The 21,264-nt window shown below is 75.1% G+C and carries 7 protein-coding genes and 1 pseudogene; 3 read left to right on the forward strand and 5 right to left on the reverse strand.

Annotated features, from left to right (window positions below; genetic code table 11):
* Nucleotides 1–302: 302 nt before the first annotated feature.
* On the forward strand, nucleotides 303–863 hold the full coding sequence (locus IG74_RS49035; protein ID WP_078868549.1) for a helix-turn-helix domain-containing protein: 561 nt from the start codon (nucleotides 303–305) through the stop codon (nucleotides 861–863).
* A gap of 33 nt (nucleotides 864–896) precedes the next feature.
* Here IG74_RS49035 and IG74_RS0103685 read toward each other — a convergent pair whose 3' ends face one another.
* The 5 genes from IG74_RS0103685 to IG74_RS0103705 all read right to left on the reverse strand — a co-directional run bounded on the left by IG74_RS0103685 (nucleotide 897) and on the right by IG74_RS0103705 (nucleotide 5,576).
* Nucleotides 897–1,505 (reverse strand): ClpP family protease, encoded by a 609-nt coding sequence (locus IG74_RS0103685; RefSeq protein WP_030669485.1) that lies wholly within the window; start codon nucleotides 1,503–1,505, stop codon nucleotides 897–899.
* Nucleotides 1,506–1,507: 2 nt separating this feature from the next.
* Nucleotides 1,508–2,173, reverse strand: a complete 666-nt coding sequence (locus IG74_RS0103690) for a ClpP family protease (RefSeq protein WP_037824359.1) — start codon at nucleotides 2,171–2,173, stop codon at nucleotides 1,508–1,510.
* Nucleotides 2,174–2,360: 187 nt separating this feature from the next.
* Complete coding sequence (locus IG74_RS0103695; RefSeq protein ID WP_107058876.1) at nucleotides 2,361–4,217, reverse strand: protein-arginine deiminase domain-containing protein; 1,857 nt, start codon at nucleotides 4,215–4,217, stop codon at nucleotides 2,361–2,363.
* Nucleotides 4,218–4,507: 290 nt separating this feature from the next.
* On the reverse strand, nucleotides 4,508–4,936 hold the full coding sequence (locus tag IG74_RS0103700; RefSeq protein ID WP_030669493.1) for a pyridoxamine 5'-phosphate oxidase family protein: 429 nt from the start codon (nucleotides 4,934–4,936) through the stop codon (nucleotides 4,508–4,510).
* 130 nt (nucleotides 4,937–5,066) lie between these two features.
* Nucleotides 5,067–5,576 carry a cupin domain-containing protein gene (locus IG74_RS0103705; protein WP_030669495.1) on the reverse strand — a complete coding sequence of 170 codons (510 nt, stop codon included), beginning with the start codon at nucleotides 5,574–5,576 and terminating at the stop codon, nucleotides 5,067–5,069.
* An 864-nt stretch (nucleotides 5,577–6,440) separates the two neighbouring features.
* Here IG74_RS0103705 and IG74_RS53155 point away from each other — a divergent pair.
* Both IG74_RS53155 and IG74_RS45495 read left to right on the forward strand, forming a co-directional pair.
* Nucleotides 6,441–10,755 (forward strand): annotated as a pseudogene (locus IG74_RS53155) (amino acid adenylation domain-containing protein); the annotation flags it as partial.
* 111 nt (nucleotides 10,756–10,866) lie between these two features.
* Nucleotides 10,867–21,255, forward strand: coding sequence for a non-ribosomal peptide synthetase (locus IG74_RS45495; RefSeq protein WP_051854505.1), 10,389 nt, complete (start codon nucleotides 10,867–10,869; stop codon nucleotides 21,253–21,255).
* The last annotated feature ends 9 nt before the right edge of the window (nucleotides 21,256–21,264 follow it).

Raw genomic sequence — 21,264 nt, forward strand, 5'->3', positions numbered from 1 at the left:
CTGCGGGCCGCGCAGGCCTCGCCGTCGACTGCGGGCCGGGCGGGCCTCGCCGTCGGCTGCGGGCCGCACGCCGGGCCCCGGCCTCCGGCTGCGGGCCGCGCCCCGGGGCCCGGATTCCGGCCACGCGCCGTACACCGGACCCAGGCTTCCCGCCACACGCCGCACACCCGACCCAGGCTTCCCGCCACACGCCGCACACCCGACCCAGGCTTCCCGCCACACGCCGCACACCCGACCCAGGCTTCCCGCCACGCGCCGCGCCCCGGGTCCCGGATTCGCCGAGGGCAGAACGTACTTCGCCCATGGCAGAACATCACCACCGCGGACCGCCGCGCTCCTACGCTGAGGCCGTGACCAGCCACGCGACGAACGCCTCGCCCCCTCCGCCGCGGCCGGAGCGGGACGCCCGCGTCATCCCCCTGCGCCCGGCCGCGCCCACTGCTCCCCCGGCCCCCGCCCCCAAGGAACCCCTGTGGCGTGACCTCGTCGGAGCCGTCCTCCGCCGGGAACGCCTGGCGCAGGACCGCACGTTGAAGGACGTCGCGGACGCGGCCCGCATCTCGGTGCCGTATCTCTCCGAGGTCGAGCGGGGCCGCAAGGAGGCGTCGTCGGAGGTCCTCGCGGCGGCTGCGCACGCGCTCGGCCTCGGCCTCGCCGACCTCCTCGGCCTCGCGCACCACGAGCTGACGGCCGCCGAGCGGCGGGCGCGCGGCGGCCTGCGCGGGCCCGGGGCTGCGGGCACGCGGGCGCCGCGGGCCTCGGTGGCGCACGTCTCGTCGCCCGCCTCGGTGGCGCGGCTCGGCAGCGGCGCCCCGTTCGGCCCTGGTGGCCCGCACCAGGGCCGACTGAGCCTGGCCGCCTGACCTCGGGCCGCCCGCCCCGGGGCGGGCGGCCGCTCAGCCCCGCGCGGCGGGCCCGCGGCGCGAGACCACCTCGTCGGCGAGGCCGTACGCCACCGCCTCCCGGGCGGTGAACACCTTGTCGCGGTCGGTGTCCGCGCGCAGCGTCGCCACGTCGTGGTGGGTGTGCCGGGCGAGGACCTCCTCGACCTGGGCCCGGATGCGCACCATTTCCTTGGCGTGCAGGCTCAGGTCGGAGACGGTGCCCTGCTGGCCGCCGCTCGCGGGCTGGCCGAGCAGCACGCGCGCGTGCTCCAGGACGAACCGCCGCCCCGGGTCGCCCCCGGCGAGCAGGACGGCCGCGGTCGACGCGGCCTGGCCGACGCAGAACGTGGAGATGGGGGCGCTGATGAAGGTCATCGTGTCGTAGATCGCCATCAGCGAGGTCACCGAGCCGCCGGGCGAGTTGATGTACAGGGCGATCTCGCGGTCCGGTGCCGAGGACTCCAGGTGGAGCAGCTGGGCGATGACGACGTTGGCGACGCCGTCGTCGATCTCGGTGCCGAGGAAGATGATGCGCTCGGAGAGCAGCCTGCTGTAGATGTCGTAGGCGCGCTCGCCCTGCGGGGTGCGCTCGACGACCGTGGGGATCGTGTACTGGCCCATGGTCACAGCCCCATCCGTCGCTTCGCGGCGGCCGGTCGGACGTCGTCGAGCGAGTCGACGACGTGGTCGACCATGCCGTACTCCTTGGCCTGTTCGGCCGTGAACCAGCGGTCGCGGTCGCTGTCGCGGGCGATGGTCTCCGCGCTCCGTCCGGTGTGCTCGGCGGTGATCCGCTCGATGGCGCGCTTGGTGAACTCCAGGTTCTCCGCCTGGATCGCGATGTCGGCGGTGGTGCCGCCGATCCCGGCCGACGGCTGGTGCATCATGACGCGCGCGTTCGGCAGCGCGTACCGCTTGCCCTTCGTGCCGACGGTCAGCAGGAACTGGCCCATGCTGGCGGCGAATCCCATCGCGAGCGTCGCCACGTCGTTGGGGATGAGCCGCATCGTGTCGTAGATGGCGAGCCCGGCGTGCACCGAGCCGCCGGGGCTGTTGATGAACAGGGCGATGTCGGTGCGCGGGTCCTCGGCGGACAGCAGGAGCAGCTGCGCGCACACGCGGTTGGCGGAGGTCTCGTCGACCTGGGTGGCGAGGAAGACGATGCGCTGGTCGAGGAGCCGGGCCGCCAGCTGGTCGTCGAAGCGGGTGGCGGGCGTGTCCCCGTCCTCGGCGCGGGCGGGCGCGAGCGTCGCCGTCCTGCCGTGTCCGAGCGGTGTCAGCTGTGCCATCGGGGAACCTCCTGGTCGTCGCGCCGACCGCACGATCACGGCCGGTGCGTCCACTGTCGGCCCGGCGCGGCCGCCGCGGCGGCTTTCTCGGCTGCTGGCAGATTCGCCGAGGGCAGAGGGCTCCAGGAGGGTCGGCCCGCGGGGCCCGCGTCCACCACCGGGACGCGGGCCCCGCGGGCCAAGGGGGTCAGGCCTTCGGCCACCACGGGGCGGTGGCGTCCCGCAGCGTGTTGGTGCCGCAGTGCACCTCGCCCATGCCGATGTGGTACGTGTACCAGTCATCGATGTAGGTCGTGGTGAAACCGGCCTTGGCGTACACGGAGTTCACGGCCTCGGTGAAGATGTCCTTGCCGCCGATGACCGGGCCCCACTGCTGGGGCGCGAGGTAGCGGGTCGGGCTGAGCAGGACGCCGTTGACCGCGCCGGGGATGTAGGCGCTGTTCTGCCACGCGGCGGCCCGGGTGCGGGACTTGCCGCCGCTGTCGGCGCGGTTGTCGTCGCCGCGCAGCTGGTTGAACTTGCGCAGCGAGTCCGGGCCGAGGCGGCGCAGCTTGCGGCTGTTGCTCAGGCCGCTGCCCTGCTGGCCGTCGCGCACGTACAGGCCCGGCACGCGCACGATCTCGGCGTCGGTGACGCCGGTCTCGCGCTTGAGGACCGCCAGGTTGGCCTCGATGCGCTCGGCGGCCAGCTTGTTGTCCGCCTTGAACTTGGCGGAGCCGAGGACCTTGTCGATGGTCTCCTTGGGCGCCGGGACGTCGGCGCCGCGCGGCACCGAGAACATCTTCTTCGCGCCGTGGCCCTCGCGCTTGGCCTTGCGCAGGAGCTCCACACCGGCCTTCGGGTCGGCCACGCCGATGCGCCAGCCGCGCTCGGTGTCGGCGGGCAGGAACTGGACGAACTCGTCCACGTGCCCGACCGACAGCCAGGAGGTGTCGAGCAGCAGCGGGTCCTGGGCGCCCTGCGACTTCAGGAACGTGCGCATGGATTTGGCGGGCTTGGAGCCGTTGTCCTTGCGGTAGCCCTGGATGATGCGCCCGGCGGGGTAGTCCTTGGTGCCGAGCTTGTACGGCGGAATGGTCTCCAGGTTGCCCATGGAGTTGAGCGTCCACTCCTCGTTGTCACCGGCCTTGGCGACCTGCACCACGCCGACGTCGGGGCCGCGGAGCTTCTCGAACAGCTCGCGGCCCGCCGGGCGGTCGAGCTGCGCGGAGCGGATCAGCACGCGCATCGTGCGCGGCTTGCCGTCGGGGCCCGGCATGCTGGCGTAGCCGGGCTCGACGAAGTCCTGCGCCCAGATGTCGCCGTACTTGGTGAAGGTGGTCAGCGGCTTGCTGATGCCGGCGTCCTTGACCTGCTTGGCCAGGTTCTTGACGAACTTCTGCTGGGCCTTGCTGTACGGGTCGCGGCCCGCCACCTTGGTCACCAGGACTTCCTGGGCCTTCTGCAGGTGGTGCTGGGTGAGCACGGGCGCGGTGTGCAGCACGACGTCGTCGGCGCGGGTCGGGCCGTCCCCCGTCACGGTGAACCGTACGGTGACGTCGCCGTTCCACTTGGCGGCGTCCCGCACCACGTCGGTGGCCTCGATGCCGAGCTCGACGCCGGAGCGCAGCTCCGCCGCGGTGAGCTTGTCGGTGGGCTTCAGCAGGGACCAGCGGCCGTCGCGGTGGATGAACAGGCGGGCCTTCTTGGCGCCCGCGCCCACCGCCTTCACGGTGCCGTGGCTGCCCGCGGCCGCGTCGGGCAGCGGCACGGTCTTCAGGCGGGCCAGGTCGAGGGCGTCCTTGGCGCCGTTGACCTTGGTGTCCGACGCGTCGTTGCACTGGGCGAGCTTGGCGTTCGACAGCGGCCGGCCGTTGCTGTCCTTGACGGGGCAGCGCTTGGCGTCGTCGTCGATGTTCGGCAGCAGGATCGCGCCGCGGTCCCGCGTCCAGGTGTTCTCGCCGCTCGTGTCGCTGTCGCCCTCGACGTCCACGCGCCCGTCGCGGTTGACGTCCGCGCGCAGGTCGGGCTTGTTCGCCGGGGCCGGGGTCGCGGCGTCGGCCATGGCCGTGGCCCCCGTCGCCACGAGGACCCCGGCCGCGCCTGCCGCCAGGGCGATCTTTCTCCAGCTGTGCGTGTGCACAGTTCCCCTCTCCTTGTCAGGGCCCTCTGGTCGGTTGGTCGGTCGGCGAGGGCCACTGCTGGAGAAGAGGCCGCGCGGGGACGGGGGGTTGCCCGGAACCGGAGGGCATCGGGCGTCGAACACGCACTTGCTTCCGCTTACAGGCGGACCAACAGGCAGATATCAGACACCCGGCACTCCGGAGGGCCGTCGGAGACCCCGGACGGCGGCCCTCAGACGGACCCGAGGTCCGACGACACCCACCGCTGCGGGCGCAGCCGGAGGACGATCTGCTCGCCGTGCCCCTTCCAGGCCTGCTCCACATAGCCGTCGACCTTGTCGGCCGGGAGGTAGCGGGCGGAGATCTCGTGCAGCTGCTCGCGGGTCGCGGGCTCCGTCGCGACGACCGGGCCCTCCACCGACACGTACCGGATGGACGGCTCCACTCGCTCGACCATGAGCGTGAACCGCCCGGCCGCCTCGATCAGCCGGGCCTTGCGCGAGTCCTTGCCCGTCATGATCCAGATGTCGCCGCCGGGCTCGTACTGGTACCAGATCGGGACGGTGACCGGTGCCCGCCCCTCCTCTCCCGCGTCCACGGACAGCGCCGCGATGTGCGCTTCCGCCAGGAACTCCTCGCGCTCCTCGGGTGTGAGGGCCATCTGCGTCTCCTTCGTAGGTACGTCATGACCGTGCGCTCGGGGCCCCGGGCCGCGGAGCCGCGGGGCACCGCGACATGCCAACCCCGCCCGGAGTCCGTTTGATTCCCCTCCGGCCGGTCTTCGCGCGGGCTCAGCGCCGGGGCGGGGTGAGGCCGTAGCGCCGCACGACGTCGTCGAACCAGTCGGGGTGGCCGTAGGTCAGTCCGTACTTCTCGGCGAGTTCGTCGAAGGCGCCGCGGTCGGTGGTGCTGGCGGCCACGAGGTCGGCGAGTTCCTGGAAGTAGTGCTCGAAGCCGCCGGGGGTGATGATCTCGATGATGCGGCCGGGGGTGTCACCGGCGTTCCACATGGCGTGCATCTCACCGCGGGGCTTGATGATGTAGCCGCCCGGGCCGAGCACGGTCTCGGCGTCGTCGGAGCGGAAGCCGATCTCGCCCTCGAGGACGATGGAGTACTCGTCCTCCCTGCTGTGCTGGTGCGCCGGGGTGATCACGCCGACGCCGAAGGGGTGCTCCACGATGGACACCGGGCCGCCGGAGATGCCGCTGCTCAGCTTGAAGTCGGCCCCGAAGTTGGGGATGTGCGCGTGGTGACCCTCCCCCGGCTGCACGACCGTGAGGCGCGGGACGCTGGTGCTCATGGGGCTTCCCTCCGTGACGGGTACGGGCGCGCGTGCCACGGAACGTCAAGTTACCTTTCGCGAGGGGCCTTTGGGCGGGGACTCCGGGGGCCGCGCGGCACGCTGTCTGACGCGGGCCACGATGCCCTACGGGTTTCGTTACAGTCAACGATTGCAACTCGGTCGCCCCGTACGGGGCCTCGCGCGGGCGTACCGGAGCGGCCGGGTCCGCGCCGTGGCGGGCGCGGGGCGCGGGAGCACCGCGTGGCCGACGACGGCATACCGCCCTTTCGCAAAGGGAAAATCCGGCCAATGATAGGGCTGAGGTGCCGTTGTCATGTCGACGGGACTTCCGCCACTCTGGACGCCACGTCACAGAAGTTGCCTGGAATACCTGGTTCGCTGCGATACCCCATGCGTCACCGCAGGTACAGCGATTGCACCGCCTCTTCTTCACCTCCCGAGCGGGTGTCGGGGGCCTTGTGGGGCACCTCTCCGGAATCGACCGAGAACCGTCGGGGTAAGCAAAGCCATTGCCGGTACAGGTGAGTTGCCGCTCTTTCACTCCGGAGCAGGCGGAAATCACGGCACGTTGCAGAAATTCGCGCATCAGCAGCGGGGCGGATCGGATCCATCGGGGCCGGTCCGGCATGCGACGAACAGGAGCAGACGCAGGTGATCCCTCTCTTTTCGGTGCGCCCCGGGGCGTGGTTCACGGAACGAGGCGCGGACGACGGGGCACGGCGCGGGCGGACCCTTGAGCTGTGCCTGCGCGGCGAACTGGACGCGGAGGCGCTGGCGTCGGCGGTGCGGGACGTCACGGCCACCTGCGAGGGCGCCGGGGCGATCCGTCGCGAGGCGGACGAGCACGTGGTGAGCCTTGCCATGCCGCCGCTCGGCGACGGGCGGCTCGCCCCGCTCGTACGGGATCTGGAGGCCGCGTACGCCGCGCGGCGGCACGGCGGCAGCACGCCGGAGCAGCCGCGCGCGGCCGGCCCTGAAGGCCCGCCACACGCCGTCGGCACGGTGGAATTCAGCCTTGATCACGCCCTGTCGGGCGCGGTCGGCGCGGCGGCCCGCGCATGGGGTGTCACGGCTTCCGCGCTGCTGCGGGCGGCGTACGCGGTGCTGCTGCGACGGCTCGGCGAAGGCGCGGGCCCGGCCCTCGGCCTGCCGGTCGCGGGGTGTCCCGAGGAAGACCTGGTGTGGCTGGTCGCCGATGCCCCGGCGTTGCCGGCGGGCCTGTGGGAGGACGACCCGCCGTTCGCCGCCCTGGCGCGGCGGCTGCGGGACCTGGAGGCGGATGCGGGCGGCGGTGGCGGCCTTCCGTTCGCGCTGCACCGCCCGCCCGGCGGGCCCTGCGGGGGCGGGGTGGTCGGCGTGCTCCAGTACGACGCCGAAGCGGTCGGCGGGCGGCGGGCGGCGCTGTCGCTCGCGCGGCAGTTCGTGCGGGTCGTGCGCCAGGTCACGGACGGGCCCGAGCGACGGGTGGGAGCGGTGGGCGTGTCCTTGGCTCGGGTGGATCCGCGCGACCTCGGCGCGTGGGAGCGGCGGTATCCGGGCCTCGCGGAGGTCTGGCCGCTGACCCCCTTGCAGGCGGGGCTGCTCTTCCACGCGCAGCTGGGCGACTCCGCGCGGGACGCCTATCGGACGCAGTTCGTCGTGCGGCTGCGCGGGCGGCTGGAAAGCGAGCGGATGCGGGCGGCCGGGCAGGCCCTGCTCGACCGGCACGCGAATCTGCGCGTGGCTTTCGTGGCCGGTTCCGACGGGGACCCGGCACAACTCGTGGTGAACGGGGTGACGCTGCCCTGGCGGGCCGTCGACTTGCGGGAAAGCGGCCCGGACGCGCCTGTTGAGAGAGCCTTTGCCGAGCTATTGGCCGAGGAATCGCGTACGCCTTTCGACGTGGGTGTTCCGCCCTTGCTGCGCATGGCTCTCGTACGGACGGGAGAAGAGCGGTACGAGCTGGTCGTGACGGCTCACCACGTCCTTTTCGACGGCCTTTCGCTGCCGCATCTGATCAGGGATCTCCAGCGGTTGTACAGGGCGGGCGGGGACGGCTCCGCCGTGCCGCGGAGGCCCGAGTACCGGGAATTCCTCGCGTGGTTGTCCGGGCAGGACCGGGAGGCCGCCGCGCGGGTGTGGGCCGAGGAGCTGGCCGGGGTGGCGGAGCCGACGCTGCTTGCTCCGGTCGTCGGGGCGGCCGCCGCCGGGGCGGGCCCGGGAGCCGACGAGCCCGCGGCCGAAGGAGCCGGGGCCACCGCGACAGCCGAAGGCACCGGGGAGGCCACGGACACCCACGGCGCCGGGGAGGCCGCGGACACCTACGCCACCGGAACGGCCCCCGCAGACACCGCAGAGGCCAAAGTCCCCCTCGCCGAGCCGACCGTGCGGGCTCTGGCCCGGCGCGCGGAGGAGCTGGGCGTCGGCCTGGACACCGTGGTGCGGGGCGCCTGGGCGCTGCTCCTGAGCGCCCTGACCGGGCGGCGGGACGTGGTCTTCGGCACGACCGTGCCCGGGCGTCCCGACGCGGTGCCCGGCGCGGCCGCGATGGCGGGGCTCTTCGTCAACACGCTGCCGGTGCGGGTGCGCCTCGCGCCCGCGGACACAGTGGCGGACGTGCTGCGCGGCCTGCGGGAGCGGCAGGACGCGCTTCCCTGCCACGCCTGCGGCCTCGCCGACATCCACCGGGCCACCGGCACGAGTCTGCTGTTCGACACCCTGGTGACGGCCGAGTCGTACACGGTGGTCCACGGCGACGAGGACGGCGCGGGATGCGCGGTCACCGGTGTCCGCGCGAGCGCCGGCACCCACTATCCGCTGACGGTGGCCGTCACCACCGGGCCGCGCCTCCGGCTGGCGCTTCAGTACCGGCGTCCCCTCGTCGACGGCCACGCCGCCCGGGCCGTCGCCGACCGTCTCGCGCGCGTCCTCCAGCAGATCGCCGCCGACCCCGGCACGACCGTCGCCCGCCTCGACCTCCTCGCACCCGCCGAGCGAGTGGACCTGCTGACCGGGCAGGACGACACCGCGCCCCCCGTGACGGCGGACACCCTGCCCGGGCTCTTCGCCCGGCGAGCCGCCGCTCGTCCCGACGCGGTGACGCTGGAGTACGGCGCCGAGTCGCTGACGTACGCCGAGGTGGCGGCGCGCGCCAACCGGCTGGCCCGCGAGCTGATCCGGCGCGGCGTGACGACGGAGACGGTGGTGGCGGTGTCGCTGCCGCGCTCGCCCGCGCTGGTGGTGACGCTGCTCGCCGTGCTGACGGCGGGCGGGGCCCAGCTGCCGGTGGACGCCGCCTATCCCCCGGACCGGATCGCCTACCTGCTGGCGGACTCCGGCGCGCGGCTCCTCGTGACGGACACCGCGACGGCGGCGCGCCTTCCCGAAACGGCCGTGCCCGTCCTGCGGTGGGACGACCCGCGGGCCGTCGCGTCGGTGGCACGGCTCGACGACCGGCCCGTCACCGACGACGAGCGCGGCGGGCCGCTGTCCGTCGCGAACACCGCGTACGTCATCTACACGTCGGGCTCGACCGGACGGCCGAAGGGCGTGGCCGTCACCCACTCCGGCGTGGCCGCGCTCGTCGCGTCGCAGCGGCGGCGGCTCGGCCTCTCGGCCGCCGCGCGCGTACTCCAATTCGCGTCGCCGAGCTTCGACGTCTCGGTGTACGAGGTGTGCATGGCGCTGCTCACGGACGCCACGCTGGTCCTCGCCCCGCAGGACGAGCTGACCCCTGGCCCGCCGCTGACCGGCACGATCGCCGCGCGGCGCGTCACGCACGTCTTCCTGCCGCCCGCCGTGCTCGGCGCGCTGCCCGCCGGATCGCTGCCCACCGTCGTCTCCCTTGCGGTCGGCGGGGACGCGGCCGCGCCCGAGCTCGTGACCGCGTGGGCCGAAGGCCGGGACCTGGTCAACGCCTACGGGCCGACCGAGACCACGGCCATCGTGACCTTCAGCGACCCGCTCGTCCCCGACGGCCGCACCCCGCCCATCGGCCGCCCCGTCGACGGCACCCGGCTCCACGTCCTCGACGACGCGCTGCGCCCGGTGCCCCCGGGTGTGGCGGGCGAGCTGTACGTGGCGGGCGAGTCCCTGGCCCGCGGCTATCCGGGCCGCCCTGGGCTGACCTCGGGCCGTTTCGTCGCCTGCCCGTACGGGCCGCCCGGCCGCCGGATGTACCGCACGGGGGACGTCGTCACCCGGCGCCACGACGGCCAGCTCGTCTTCCACGGGCGGGCCGACGACCAGGTCCAGATCCGCGGCTTCCGCGTCGAACCCGGTGAGGTCCAGGCCGCGTTGAGCGAGCATCCGGGCGTGGCGCGGGCGGTCGTCGTCGCCGACGAGCGGGGCGGCGACCGGCGCCTCGTGGGCTATGTGGTGCCCGTGGCGGGCCCGGCCGCCCCCGGCTCCGGGGAGCTGCGGGCCTTCGTGGCCGAGCGGCTGCCCGCGTACATGGTGCCGTCGGCGGTCGTGCCCCTCGAAGCGGTGCCGCTGAGCCCCAACGGGAAGCTGGACCGGCGCGCGCTGCCCGCGCCAGGACCCGGCGGCACGGCGGAGCCGGGCCGGGCGCCGCGCACCGCGCGGGAGCGGGCCCTGTGCGCGCTGTTCCGCGAGGTCCTCGGCGTCGAGCACGTGGGGATCGACGACAGCTTCTTCGACATCGGCGGGCACTCCCTGCTCGCCACGCGCCTGGTCAACCGGGCGCGGGCGGTCCTGGGCGTGGAACTCCCGATCCGTGCGGTGTTCGAGGCGGCGACCGTGGCGCGCCTCGCGGAGCACCTCGGCACGGCGGCGCGGTCGTCGCGCCCGGCGCTGCGGCGGGCCGAGGCGCGGCCCGCCCGGGTGCCCCTGTCGTTCGCCCAGCACCGCCTGTGGTTCCTGCACCGCTACGAGGGCCCTTCGGCGACGTACAACCTGTCGTACGCGCTGCCGCTGAGCGGGGACTTGGACGTGCGCGCCCTGGCGGCGGCGGTGCGGGACGTGGTGGCGCGGCACGAGAGCCTGCGCACCCGGTTCGTGGCGGACGGCCAGGGCGTGGCGGCGCAGGTCGTGGTGCCGGTGGGCGACCTCGTCGTCGACGTGCCCGTACGGGACGTCGCGCCGGGGGCGGTGGAAGCCGCAGTCACGGAGGAAGCCGCGTACCGGTTCGACCTGTCGGCCGAGCTTCCGGTCCGGGCGTGCGTGCTGCGCTGCGCCCCGGACGAACACGTCCTCGTGCTGCTCCTGCACCACATCGCCGCCGACGGCGAATCGATGCGCCGGTGCCCCGCAGCCCCTGCGGCTGCCCACCGACCGGCCGCGCCCGCCGGTGGCGAGCCACCGCGGCGACACCGTCGCGTTCGCCCTCGACGCCGACGTCCTGGCCGCCGTCGAGGAGGTGGCGCGGGCCCAGGGCGCCACGGTGCCGATGGTCCTCCAGTCCGCCCTCGCGGTGCTGCTCCACCTGATGGGCGGTGGCGACGATCTCACCCTCGGGGTGCCGATCGCGGGGCGGACCGACGAGGGGCTCGGGGAGCTGGTCGGATTTCTGGTCAACACCTGGGTGCTGCGGACGGACCTGTCGGGCGACCCGTCGTTCGTGGACGTGGTCCGGCAGGTGCGGGACAAGGCCGTGACCGCCTACGACCACCAGGACGTGCCCTTCGAGCGACTCGTCGAGGCCCTCAACCCGGAGCGCTCCACCGCCCACCACCCCTTGTTCCAGGTGATGTTCTCCTGGCGCGCCACGGATCACGAGGTCTTCGACGTGCCGGGGCTGCGGTCGGCCTTCGCGCTCGTCCCCACCCGGACGGCGAAGTTCGACCTCGTGTTCGCGCTCGCCGACGCGCCGGGCGGAGTCGTGGGCGGCCTGGAGTACGCCACCGACCTGTTCGACCGCGGCACCGCCGAGGCCCTCGCGGCACGCTTCACGCACCTCGTACGGCACTTGGCCGCCGCTCCGCGGGCGCGGCTCGGCACGGTGGACCCGCTGGTGCCCCAGGAGCGGGAGCGGCTGCTGCGGACGTTCAACGACACGGACGTGAGCACGCCCGACCTGACCATCCCCGCGCTCTTCGAACGGCGGGCCGCCGCCGCTCCGGACGCCGTCGCGGTAGTGCACGGCGACACCTCCCTGACGTACCGGGAGCTGAACGCGCGCGCCGACCGGCTCGCCCGCGAGCTGGTGCGGCGCGGGGCGGGCCCCGACGCGCTGGTGGCCGTCGCGCTGCCGCGCTCGGCGGAGCTGGTCGTCGCGCTCCTGGGCGTCGTGAAGGCCGGTGCGGGCTACGTACCCGTCGACCCCCGGTATCCGAGCGCCCGCCTCGGCCTGGTGCTCGCGGACGCGGCCCCGCTCCTCGTCCTGACCGACGCGGCGACGCGGCACGTCCTGCCCCAGGACGCCCAAGAGCTGCTGCTCCTCGACGAGTTGGACGTCCGTACCGGCCCGGGTCAGGAGCGCGTGGCGGCGCTTTCGCCGCAGCACCTCGCCTATGTGATGCACACCTCCGGCTCCACCGGCACGCCGAAGGGCGTCGGCGTCACGCACCGCGGCGTGGTCCGGCTCGCCCTCGACCGCGCGTACGCGGGCACCGGTCACGAACGCGTCCTGATGCACTCGACGCAGGCCTTCGACGCCGCCACGTACGAGCTGTGGGTGCCGCTCCTGGGCGGCGGCACGATCGTGGTGGCGCCCGGTGACACCCTGGACCCGGCGGCCCTCGCCGAGTTGATCGCCGAGCAGCGGGTGACCGGGCTCCTGGTGACGGCGGGCCTCTTCCGGGTGGTGGCCGACGAGCTGCCCGAGGCGTTCGCGGGCGTCCGCGAGGTGTGGGCCGGTGGCGACGTGGTGCCCCCGGCCGCGGTCCGGCGCGTCCTGGCCGCCTGTCCGGGCACCGCGGTCGTCGACGCGTACGGCCCGACGGAGGCCACCATGTCCGCGTCGGCGCACAAGATGCGCGCGGCCGCCGACGTCGGCGCCGCCGTGCCGATCGGGCGGCCGCTCGACGGCACCCGCCTGTACGTCCTGGACGCGGCCCTCCGCCCGGTCCCTGTGGGCGTGCCGGGCGAGCTGTACATCGCGGGCGACCGGCTCGCGCGCGGCTATCTGGGCCGCGCCGCCCTGACCGCGGAGCGCTTCGTGGCCTGCCCGTTCGGCGGGCCCGGGGAGCGCATGTACCGCACCGGGGACCTCGTGGCCTGGACCCGCGAAGGCCTCCTCGGCTACCGGGGCCGCACCGACACCCAGGTGAAGGTGCGCGGCTTCCGGATCGAGCCGGGCGAGGTCGAGGCCGCGCTCGCCGCGCACCCCGGCGTGGCGCAGGCCGTCGTGGTCGCCCGCGCGGGGGCGGACGGCGGCGGACGGCTCGCGGCGTACGTCGTCCGCGTCGGCGAGGGCGGCATCGCGGGCGTCGGCGACATCGACTTCCACGTCGGCGTGACCGCGGCCGAGCTGCGCCGGTTCGTGGCGGACCGGCTCCCGGAGTTCATGGTCCCGGCGGCGTACGTCCTGCTCGACCGGCTGCCGCTGACGCCGAACGGCAAGCCGGACCGGTCGGCGCTGCCGGAGCCGGAGTTCACCACCGGCGCGTACCGGGCGCCCCGGACCCGGCGCGAGCAGGTCATCGCGGACGTGTACGCCGATGTGCTCGGCCTGGACCGGGTCGGCGTCGACGACGACTTCTTCGCCGTGGGCGGGGACAGCATCCGCTCGATCCAGGTGGTCTCCCGCGCCCGGGCGCGGGGCGTGGAGGTCACGCCGCGCCAGGTCTTCCAGCACCGGACGGTGGCCGAGCTCGCCCGGCTCGCGCCCGCCGGGCCCGACGGCGGCGGGGAGCCCCGGGCCCGCGCCGAACCGGACGGCGGCGGTGCGGGGTTCCTGCCGCTGCCGCCCGTCGCGCGGTACGTCCGCGAGCGCGGCGGCGGCATCGACCGGTTCGCCATGTCGGTCCTCCTCGACCTGCCCGACGGCATCGACCGGGCCGGGCTCGTCGCCACCCTGGCCGCGGTCGTCGACCGCCACGACGTGCTGCGCTCGCGCCTGGTGACCGACGGCGACGCGGCCGAGGGCCTGCTGGTCGGGGCGCCGGGCTCGGTGGACACGGGCGCGCTGCTGCACCGCGTGGCCGCCCCCGGGCCCGGGGACACCGCGGACGACGAGCGGTGGCGGCGCGCCGTCGCGGCGGAGCGGGGCGCGGCCGCGGGCCTCCTCGATCCCGCGGCCGGGGTGATGGCACGGTTCGCGTGGTTCGACCCGGGCCCGGCGGCGGGCCCGGGACGGCTCCTCGTCGTGCTGCACCACCTGGTGGTGGACGGCGTGTCGTGGCGCGTCCTGCTGCCGGACCTCGCCGCCGCCTGGGCCGACGTGCGCGCGGGCAGGACTCCGGCGCTGCCCGAAGTGGGCACCTCCTTCCGGCGGTGGGCGCACGCCCTCGCCGCGGAGGCGGCCAGCGACCGCAGGGCGGCCGAGCTGCCCCGGTGGCTGGCCGTCGTGGAGGGCCCCGACCCGGTGCTCGGCACCCGCGGGTTCGACCCGGCGGTGGACGTCACGGCCACGGTGGACACGGTGCGCCTGCGGCTGCCCGCCCCGGTCACCGAGGCGCTCCTGACCACGCTGCCCGCGGCCTTCCGCTGCGGGGTCAACGACGGTCTGCTCGCGGCGCTCGCCCTCGCGGTCGCCCGCCTGCGCCGGGCGCGCGGGGTCGACGAGCCCTCGCTCCTGCTGACCCTGGAGGGCCACGGGCGCGAGGAGGCGGTGGTCCCCGGCGCCGATCTGTCGCGTACCGTCGGCTGGTTCACCAGCATGTTCCCCGTACGTCTCGACGTGTCCGGGTGCGACATCGACGAGGCCTTCGCGGGCGGGGCGGCGGCCGGCGGCGCGGTCAAGGCCGTCAAGGAGCAACTCGCCGCCGTGCCCGACGGCGGCATCGGCTACGGACTCCTGCGCGAGCTCAACCCGCGCACCGCGGCCGTGCTCGGCCCGCACCCCACCGGGCAGATCGGCTTCAACTACCTGGGCCGGTTCTCCCCCGCCGACATGCCGGAGCGGCTGCGCGGCCTCGGCTTCACCCAGGTCGCCGGGCTCGGCGAGCCGACCGCCGAGACGGGCGCCGACCTGCCCGCGCTCGCCGCGGTGCAGATCAACTCGATGGTGGTCGACACCGCGCACGGCCCCTGCCTCGACGCGGAGTTCGCGTTCGCCACCGGCGCGGTGCCGCGCGCCCTGGTGCGGGAGCTCGCGGAGCTGTGGAGCGCCGCCATCGGCGGGCTCGCCCGCCACGCCCGCGGCCCCGGAGCGGGTGGGCTCACGCCGTCGGACGTGCCCCTCGTGCCGGTGCGCCAGCGTGACATCGAGGCCTGGGAGCGCCGGTATCCGGGGCTCGCGGAGGTGTGGCCGCTCACCCCGCTCCAGTCGGGCCTGCTGTTCCACACGCTGTACGCCGACGGCGAGCCGGACGCGTACCACGTGCAGTTCGTCCTCCATCTGCGCGGGCACGGGGAGGCCGCCCGGATGCGGGCGGCCGGGCAGGCGCTCCTCGACCGGTACGCGAACCTGCGGACGGCCTTCGTCGCGGCGGCCGACGGGGACTCCGTGCAGGTCGTGGTGGACGGCGTGGAGCTGCCGTGGCGCGAAGTGGATCTGACGGGGGACAGCACGGCCGAAGGGCAGGACGCGGCCTTGGAGGCGCTGCTGGCCGACGACGCGCGGCGGCCCTTCGACGTGGCGGCGCCCCCGCTCCTGCGGATGACGTGGGTGCGCCGCGCGGCGCAGCGGTACGAGCTGGTCCTGACGGCCCATCATCTGCTGTTCGACGGCTGGTCGTTGCCCGTGCTCACGCAGGATCTGCTGCGGCTCTACGGGGCCGGTGGCGACGGCTCCGCGCTGCCGCGGGCGCCGCGGTACCGGGACTTCCTGACGTGGCTCGCCGGGCAGGACCGGGAAGCCGCGGCCCGGGCGTGGGCCGATGAGCTGGCGGGGGTGACGGAGCCGACGCTGCTCGCCCCGGCCGCGGAAACCGCCCCTGGAGCGGCGGAGCCCGCCTCCCCCAGGGTGGAGCCCTCCTCCCCCGCGGCGGAGGCCGAAGGGTTCGGCCAGGTCGAGGTGCCCGTCCCCGTGGACCTGGCCCGCGGCATCGCCGCCCGCGCGGCCGCCCTCGGCGTCACCCTGAACACCGTGGTGCAGGGCGCCTGGGCGCTGCTCGTCGGCGGTCTCACGGGCCGGGACGACGTCGTGTTCGGCGCGACGGTGTCCGGCCGTCCCGGCGCGGTGCCCGGCGTCGACGCGATGGCCGGGATGTTCATCAACACGCTGCCCGTGCGGGTGCGGTGCGCGCCCGCCGACACCGTCGCCGAGGTCCTCACCGGCCTCCAGGACCGGCAGGCGGCGCTGCTCGACCACCACCACTGCGGCCTCACCGAGATCCACCGCGCCACGGGGACGGACGTCCTCTTCGACACCCTCGTCGCCTTCGAGTCCTACCCCGTGGACCGGGTCGGCTTCGGCGAGGCGAACGCCGCCGCGGGCATCGAGGTCACCGGCATCCGCCCACTGTCGGGCTCGCACTACCCGCTGACGGTGATGGCCGCCGCCGATCCTCATCTGCGGCTGACGCTCCAGCACCAGCGGAACGTGATCGGCCAGGACGCGGCCCGGGTCATCGCGGACCGCTTCCGGCACGTGCTCGACCAACTGGCCGCGCGGCCCGATGTGTTGGTCGGCAGGCTCGAGGTCCTCGCGACGGCGGAGCGGCAGCGGCTGCTGCACACGCTCAACGACACCGCCGTCGGGGCGCCGGAGCGGACCGTCGTCGACCTCTTCGAGGAGCAGGCGAGGCGGTGCCCGGACGCCCGCGCGGTGGTCTGCGGCGAGGTGTCCCACACCTACGCCGAGCTCGACGCCCGCGCCGACCGGCTCGCGCGTGCCCTCGCCGACTACGGCGTGGTCGCGGAGACCGTCGTGGCGCTCGCCCTGCCGCGCACCGCGGACCTCGTCGTCTGCATCCTGGGCGTCCTCAAGGCGGGCGGCGCGTATCTGCCGCTGGACCCGGGGCACCCCGGCACCCGCATCGGCCACATCCTCACCGACGTGCGCCCGGAGCTGATCCTCACCGACGCCGCGACGGCCGAACGGCTGCCGGAGACGGGCACCCGGGCCGTCCTCCTCGACGACGTCACCGGCCCCCGACCGGCGGGCCGCGCACAGGAGCCGCCGCCCCGCCCGCGCCCGGAGCACCTGGCGTACGTCATCGCCACGTCCGGTTCGACCGGGCGGCCCAAGGGCGTGGCCCTCACCCACGCCAACCTCGTCAACCCGTTCGCCGACCTGGCCGGGCAGGTCGACGCGCCCGCCTGGCGGATGCTGACCGGCACCTCCATCGGCTTCGACATGGCCGCCTTCGAGGTTTTCTGCACCCTCGTCACCGGCGGCTGCGTCGAGCTCGTCCGCGACGTGCTCGCCCTCGCCGAGCGCGACGCCTGGGACGTCGACGTCATCAGCTCCGTGCCGTCGGCCTTCGCGGAACTCGTCGACCGGATCGGCCACCGCGTCCGCCCCCGGGCACTGGCGCTCGGCGGTGAGGCGCTGCCCCCGGCCCTGGTCGACCGCGTCCGCGCCCACTGGCCCCGGGTCCGGATCATCAACGGCTACGGCCCGAGCGAGGCGTTCTACGCCACCTCCCACGTCCTGGACCCCGGCCGCCGCTACGCCCGCGGGGTGCCGGTCGGCCGTCCCCTCGGCAACGTGAGCGCCTACGTCCTCGGCCCCGGCCTGGCCCCGGTCGCCCACGGCGCCACCGGCGAGCTGTACCTGGCGGGCGCGGGCGTGGGCCGGGGCTACCACCGCCGCGCCGCCCGCACCGCCGAGCGGTTCGTCGCCGATCCGTTCGGGCCCCCGGGCACCCGCATGTACCGCACGGGCGACCTGGCCCGCTGGAACGCCCGGGACGAGCTGGAGTACGCGGGGCGCGCCGACTCCCAGGTCAAGATCCGCGGCTACCGCGTCGAACCCGGCGAGATCGAGGCCGCCCTCGCCGCCCACCCCCGGGTCGGCCGGGCAGCCGTGGTGGTCCAGGGCACCGCCGCGGCCCGCCGGCTGGTCGCGTACGCCGTCCCCGCCGACGGCGGGGACGGGCCGCCGCCCGCCGAGCTGCGCGCCTTCCTCACCGGGCTGCTTCCGGACTACATGGTGCCCGCCGCCTTCGTCGCGCTCGACCGGCTGCCCCTGTCCCCGCACGGCAAGCTCGACCGCGCGGCGCTGCCGCGGCCCGAGCCGGTCCGCGCCGCGGCCTACCGCGCGCCGCGCACCCCTCGGGAGCGGCTGCTGTGCGCGCTGTTCGCCGAGGTGCTCGGGGCGGAGAACGTCGGGGCCGCGCCCGTGGGCATCGACGACAGCTTCTTCGACGTCGGCGGGCACTCCCTCCTCGCCACGCGCCTGGTCAACCGGATGCGCGCGGCCCTGGGCGTGGACGTCCCGATCCGGGCGGTGTTCGAGGCGGCGACCGTGGCGCGCCTCGCGGAGCACGTGGGCGCGCGGGCGCGGTCGGCACGTCCGGTCCTGCGGCGGGCCGAGGCGCGGCCCGCCCGGGTGCCCCTGTCGTTCGCCCAGCACCGCCTGAGGTTCCTCGACGCGCTCGAACCCCTGCCGACGTACCACCTGCCGCTCGTGGTCCGGCTCCGCGGGGACCTGGACGTGCGCGCCCTGGCGGCGGCGGTGCGGGACGTGGCGGCGCGGCACGAGAGCCTGCGCACCCGGTTCGTGGCGGACGGCCAGGGCGTGGCGGCGCAGGCCGTGGTGCCGGTGGGCGACCTCGTCGTCGACGTGCCCGTACGGGACGTCGCGCCGGACGCGGTGACCGCGACGGTGTCCGAGGTGGTGGGCCACGGCTTCGACCTCTCGGTGGAGCTTCCGGTCCGGGCGTGCGTGCTGCGCTGCGCCCCGGACGAACACGTCCTCGTGCTGCTCCTGCACCACATCGCCGCCGACGGCGAATCGATGCGCGAATCGATGCGCCCCCTCGCCCGCGACCTGGCCGCCGCCTACACCGCCCGACGCCAGGGCGACACGCCACAATGGGCCGAACTCCCCGTCCAGTACGCCGACTACACCCTCTGGCAGCGCGACCTGTCCGGTGCCCCGCAGCCCCTGCGGCTGCCCACCGACCGGCCGCGCCCGCCGGTGGCGAGCCACCGCGGCGACACCGTCGCGTTCCGGCTCGCTCCCGAGGTGCGGTCGGCGCTCGACGACGTGGCCCGCGCGCACGGCGCGACCGTGCCGATGGTGCTCCAGTCCGCCCTCGCGGTGCTCCTTCAGCTCATGGGCGGCGGCGACGATCTGACCGTGGGCTCGTCCATCGCGGGGCGCACGGACGAGGGCCTGGCGGACCTCGTGGGGTTCTTCGTCAACACCTGGGTGCTGCGGGCCGATCTGTCGGGCGACCCGTCGTTCGACGACGTCGTCCGGCAGGTGCGGGACAAGGCCGTGACCGCCTACGACCACCAGGACGTGCCCTTCGAGCGACTCGTCGAAGCACTCAACCCGGAGCGCTCCACCGCCCACCATCCCTTGTTCCAGGTGATGTTCTCCTGGCAGCGGGGCCTGGGCGACCTCGAACTCGCCGAGCTGAAGACCACCCCGGAGCCGGTCGTGACGGGGACCGCGAAGTTCGACCTGCTCTTCCAGGTCGACGAGCCGTCACCGGGCGAACGGCAGTCGGGGCAGGGCCTCTCCGGGCTCGTCGAGTACGCCGCCGACCTGTTCGACCGGAGCACCGCGGAGGCCCTCGCCGACCGGTTCACCCGGCTCGTCGGCCGCCTTGTGGCGGACCCCCGGGCGCGCCTCGCCGCCCTGGACGCGCTGTCGCCCGCCGAACGTGACCTGCTGCGCCATGTGAACGACACCGCCGCGCCCACCCCGCCGGTGACCGTCCCCGCGCTCTTCGAACGGCGGGCCGCCGCCGCTCCGGACGCCGTCGCGGTAGTGCACGGCGACACCTCCCTGACGTACCGGGAGCTGAACGCGCGGGCCAACCGGCTCGCCCGCGTCCTGGCTCGGCGCGGCGTCGGCCCGGAGTCGGCCGTGGCCGTCGCCGTGCCGAGGTCCCCGGAGTACGTGGTGACGGTGCTCGCCGTCCTGAAGGCCGGGGGCGCGTACGTGCCGCTGGCGCACGACCATCCGCCGGAGCGCCTGGAGTCGCTGCTGCGCGACGCGCGCCCGGCGCTCCTCGTGACCGCGTCCGACGTGGCGGCCGACCTGCCCGACGGCCCGTGGCCGCGCCTCGTCGTGGACGCTCCGGACACGGTCGCGGCCCTGTCCCACGAGCCGGGCGACGACCTGCCGGACGCGGGGCGGCCGGACCGGCTCGCCTACGTCATCTACACCTCCGGGTCCACGGGCCTGCCCAAGGGCTCCGGGGTCAGCCACCGCGCCGTGGTGGACATGGCGGCGGACCGGGTCTGGGCGGGCGGCGCCCAGGAGCGGGTGCTGCTGCACAACACGCCGACGTTCGACATGGCCGTCTACGAACTGTGGGTGCCGCTCCTGGGCGGCGGCGCCGTCGTCCTCGCCCCGCCCGGCAGGCTGGACGTCGACGCGTACACGAAGGTGATCACCGAGCGGCGGGTGACCGCACTCCTCATCACCCCCGGTCTGCTGCCCCTGCTCGCCGACGCCCACCCGCACGGCCTCGACGGGCTGCGCGAGGTGTGGACCGGCGGCGAGGCGGTGCCGCCGGAAACCGTGGCCCGGCTGCTGCGCGACCGGCCGGAGGCCGTCGTCGTCAACGGGTACGGGCCCACGGAGGCAACGGTGTTCGCCACCTGCCGCCGGATCACCGCCGCCGACCGGATCGGCGCCGCCGTCCCGATCGGGCGGCCGCTGGACAACATGCGCGTGTACGTGCTCGACGACCTGCTGCGGCCCGTGCCGAGGGGGGTGGAGGGCGAGCTGTACCTCGCGGGCACGGGTCTGGCGCGCGGCTACGTGCGCCGTCCCGCGCTCACCGCCGAGCGGTTCGTGGCCTGCCCGTTCGGCGGGCCCGGTGAGCGCATGTACCGCACCGGGGACCTGGTGGTGTGGACGGCGGACGGCGAGCTCCTCTTCCGCGCGCGCGTCGACGACCAGGTGCAGATCCGCGGCTACCGGGTCGAGCCCGGCGAGGTGGAGGCGGCCCTCAGGGCGCATCCGGGGGTGGCCGGCGCGGTCGTGGTCGCCCGGGAGAGCCCCGGCGGCGGGGGGAAGCGCCTGATCGCCCACGTGGTTCCGGCCGCGGGGCCCGGCGGGCGGGACGTGATCGCCGCCGCGGAGCTGCGTGCCCATCTGGCCCGGCGGCTCCCGCCGTACCTGCTGCCCGCCGCGTTCGTCACGCACGACGCCCTCCCGCTCACCCCGCACGGCAAGGTGGACCGCCGCGCCCTGCCCGCTCCCCCGGACCCCGGGACCGGCCCCGCCGCCCCGGTACGGCCGCGCACCGACACCGAGCGGGCGGTCGCCGCGATCTGGGCGCAGCTGCTCGACCGGGACGAGGTCGGCGTGCACGAGAAGTTCTTCGAGGCCGGCGGGACCTCCCTCTCCCTGCTCGCGCTCAGCCGCCGCCTGGCCGGACTCGGCCCGTGCGAGGTGCCGTTGAGCGCCCTGTTCGAGCACACCACGGTCGAGGCGATGGCCCGCCTGGTCGACGGCCGCCCTCTCGGCGAACCCTCCGACGAAACGAGGTACGAGCTATGAGGTACGAGC

Source organism: Streptomyces sp. NRRL B-1347, assembly GCF_000720325.1.
Lineage (GTDB): Bacteria > Actinomycetota > Actinomycetes > Streptomycetales > Streptomycetaceae > Streptomyces.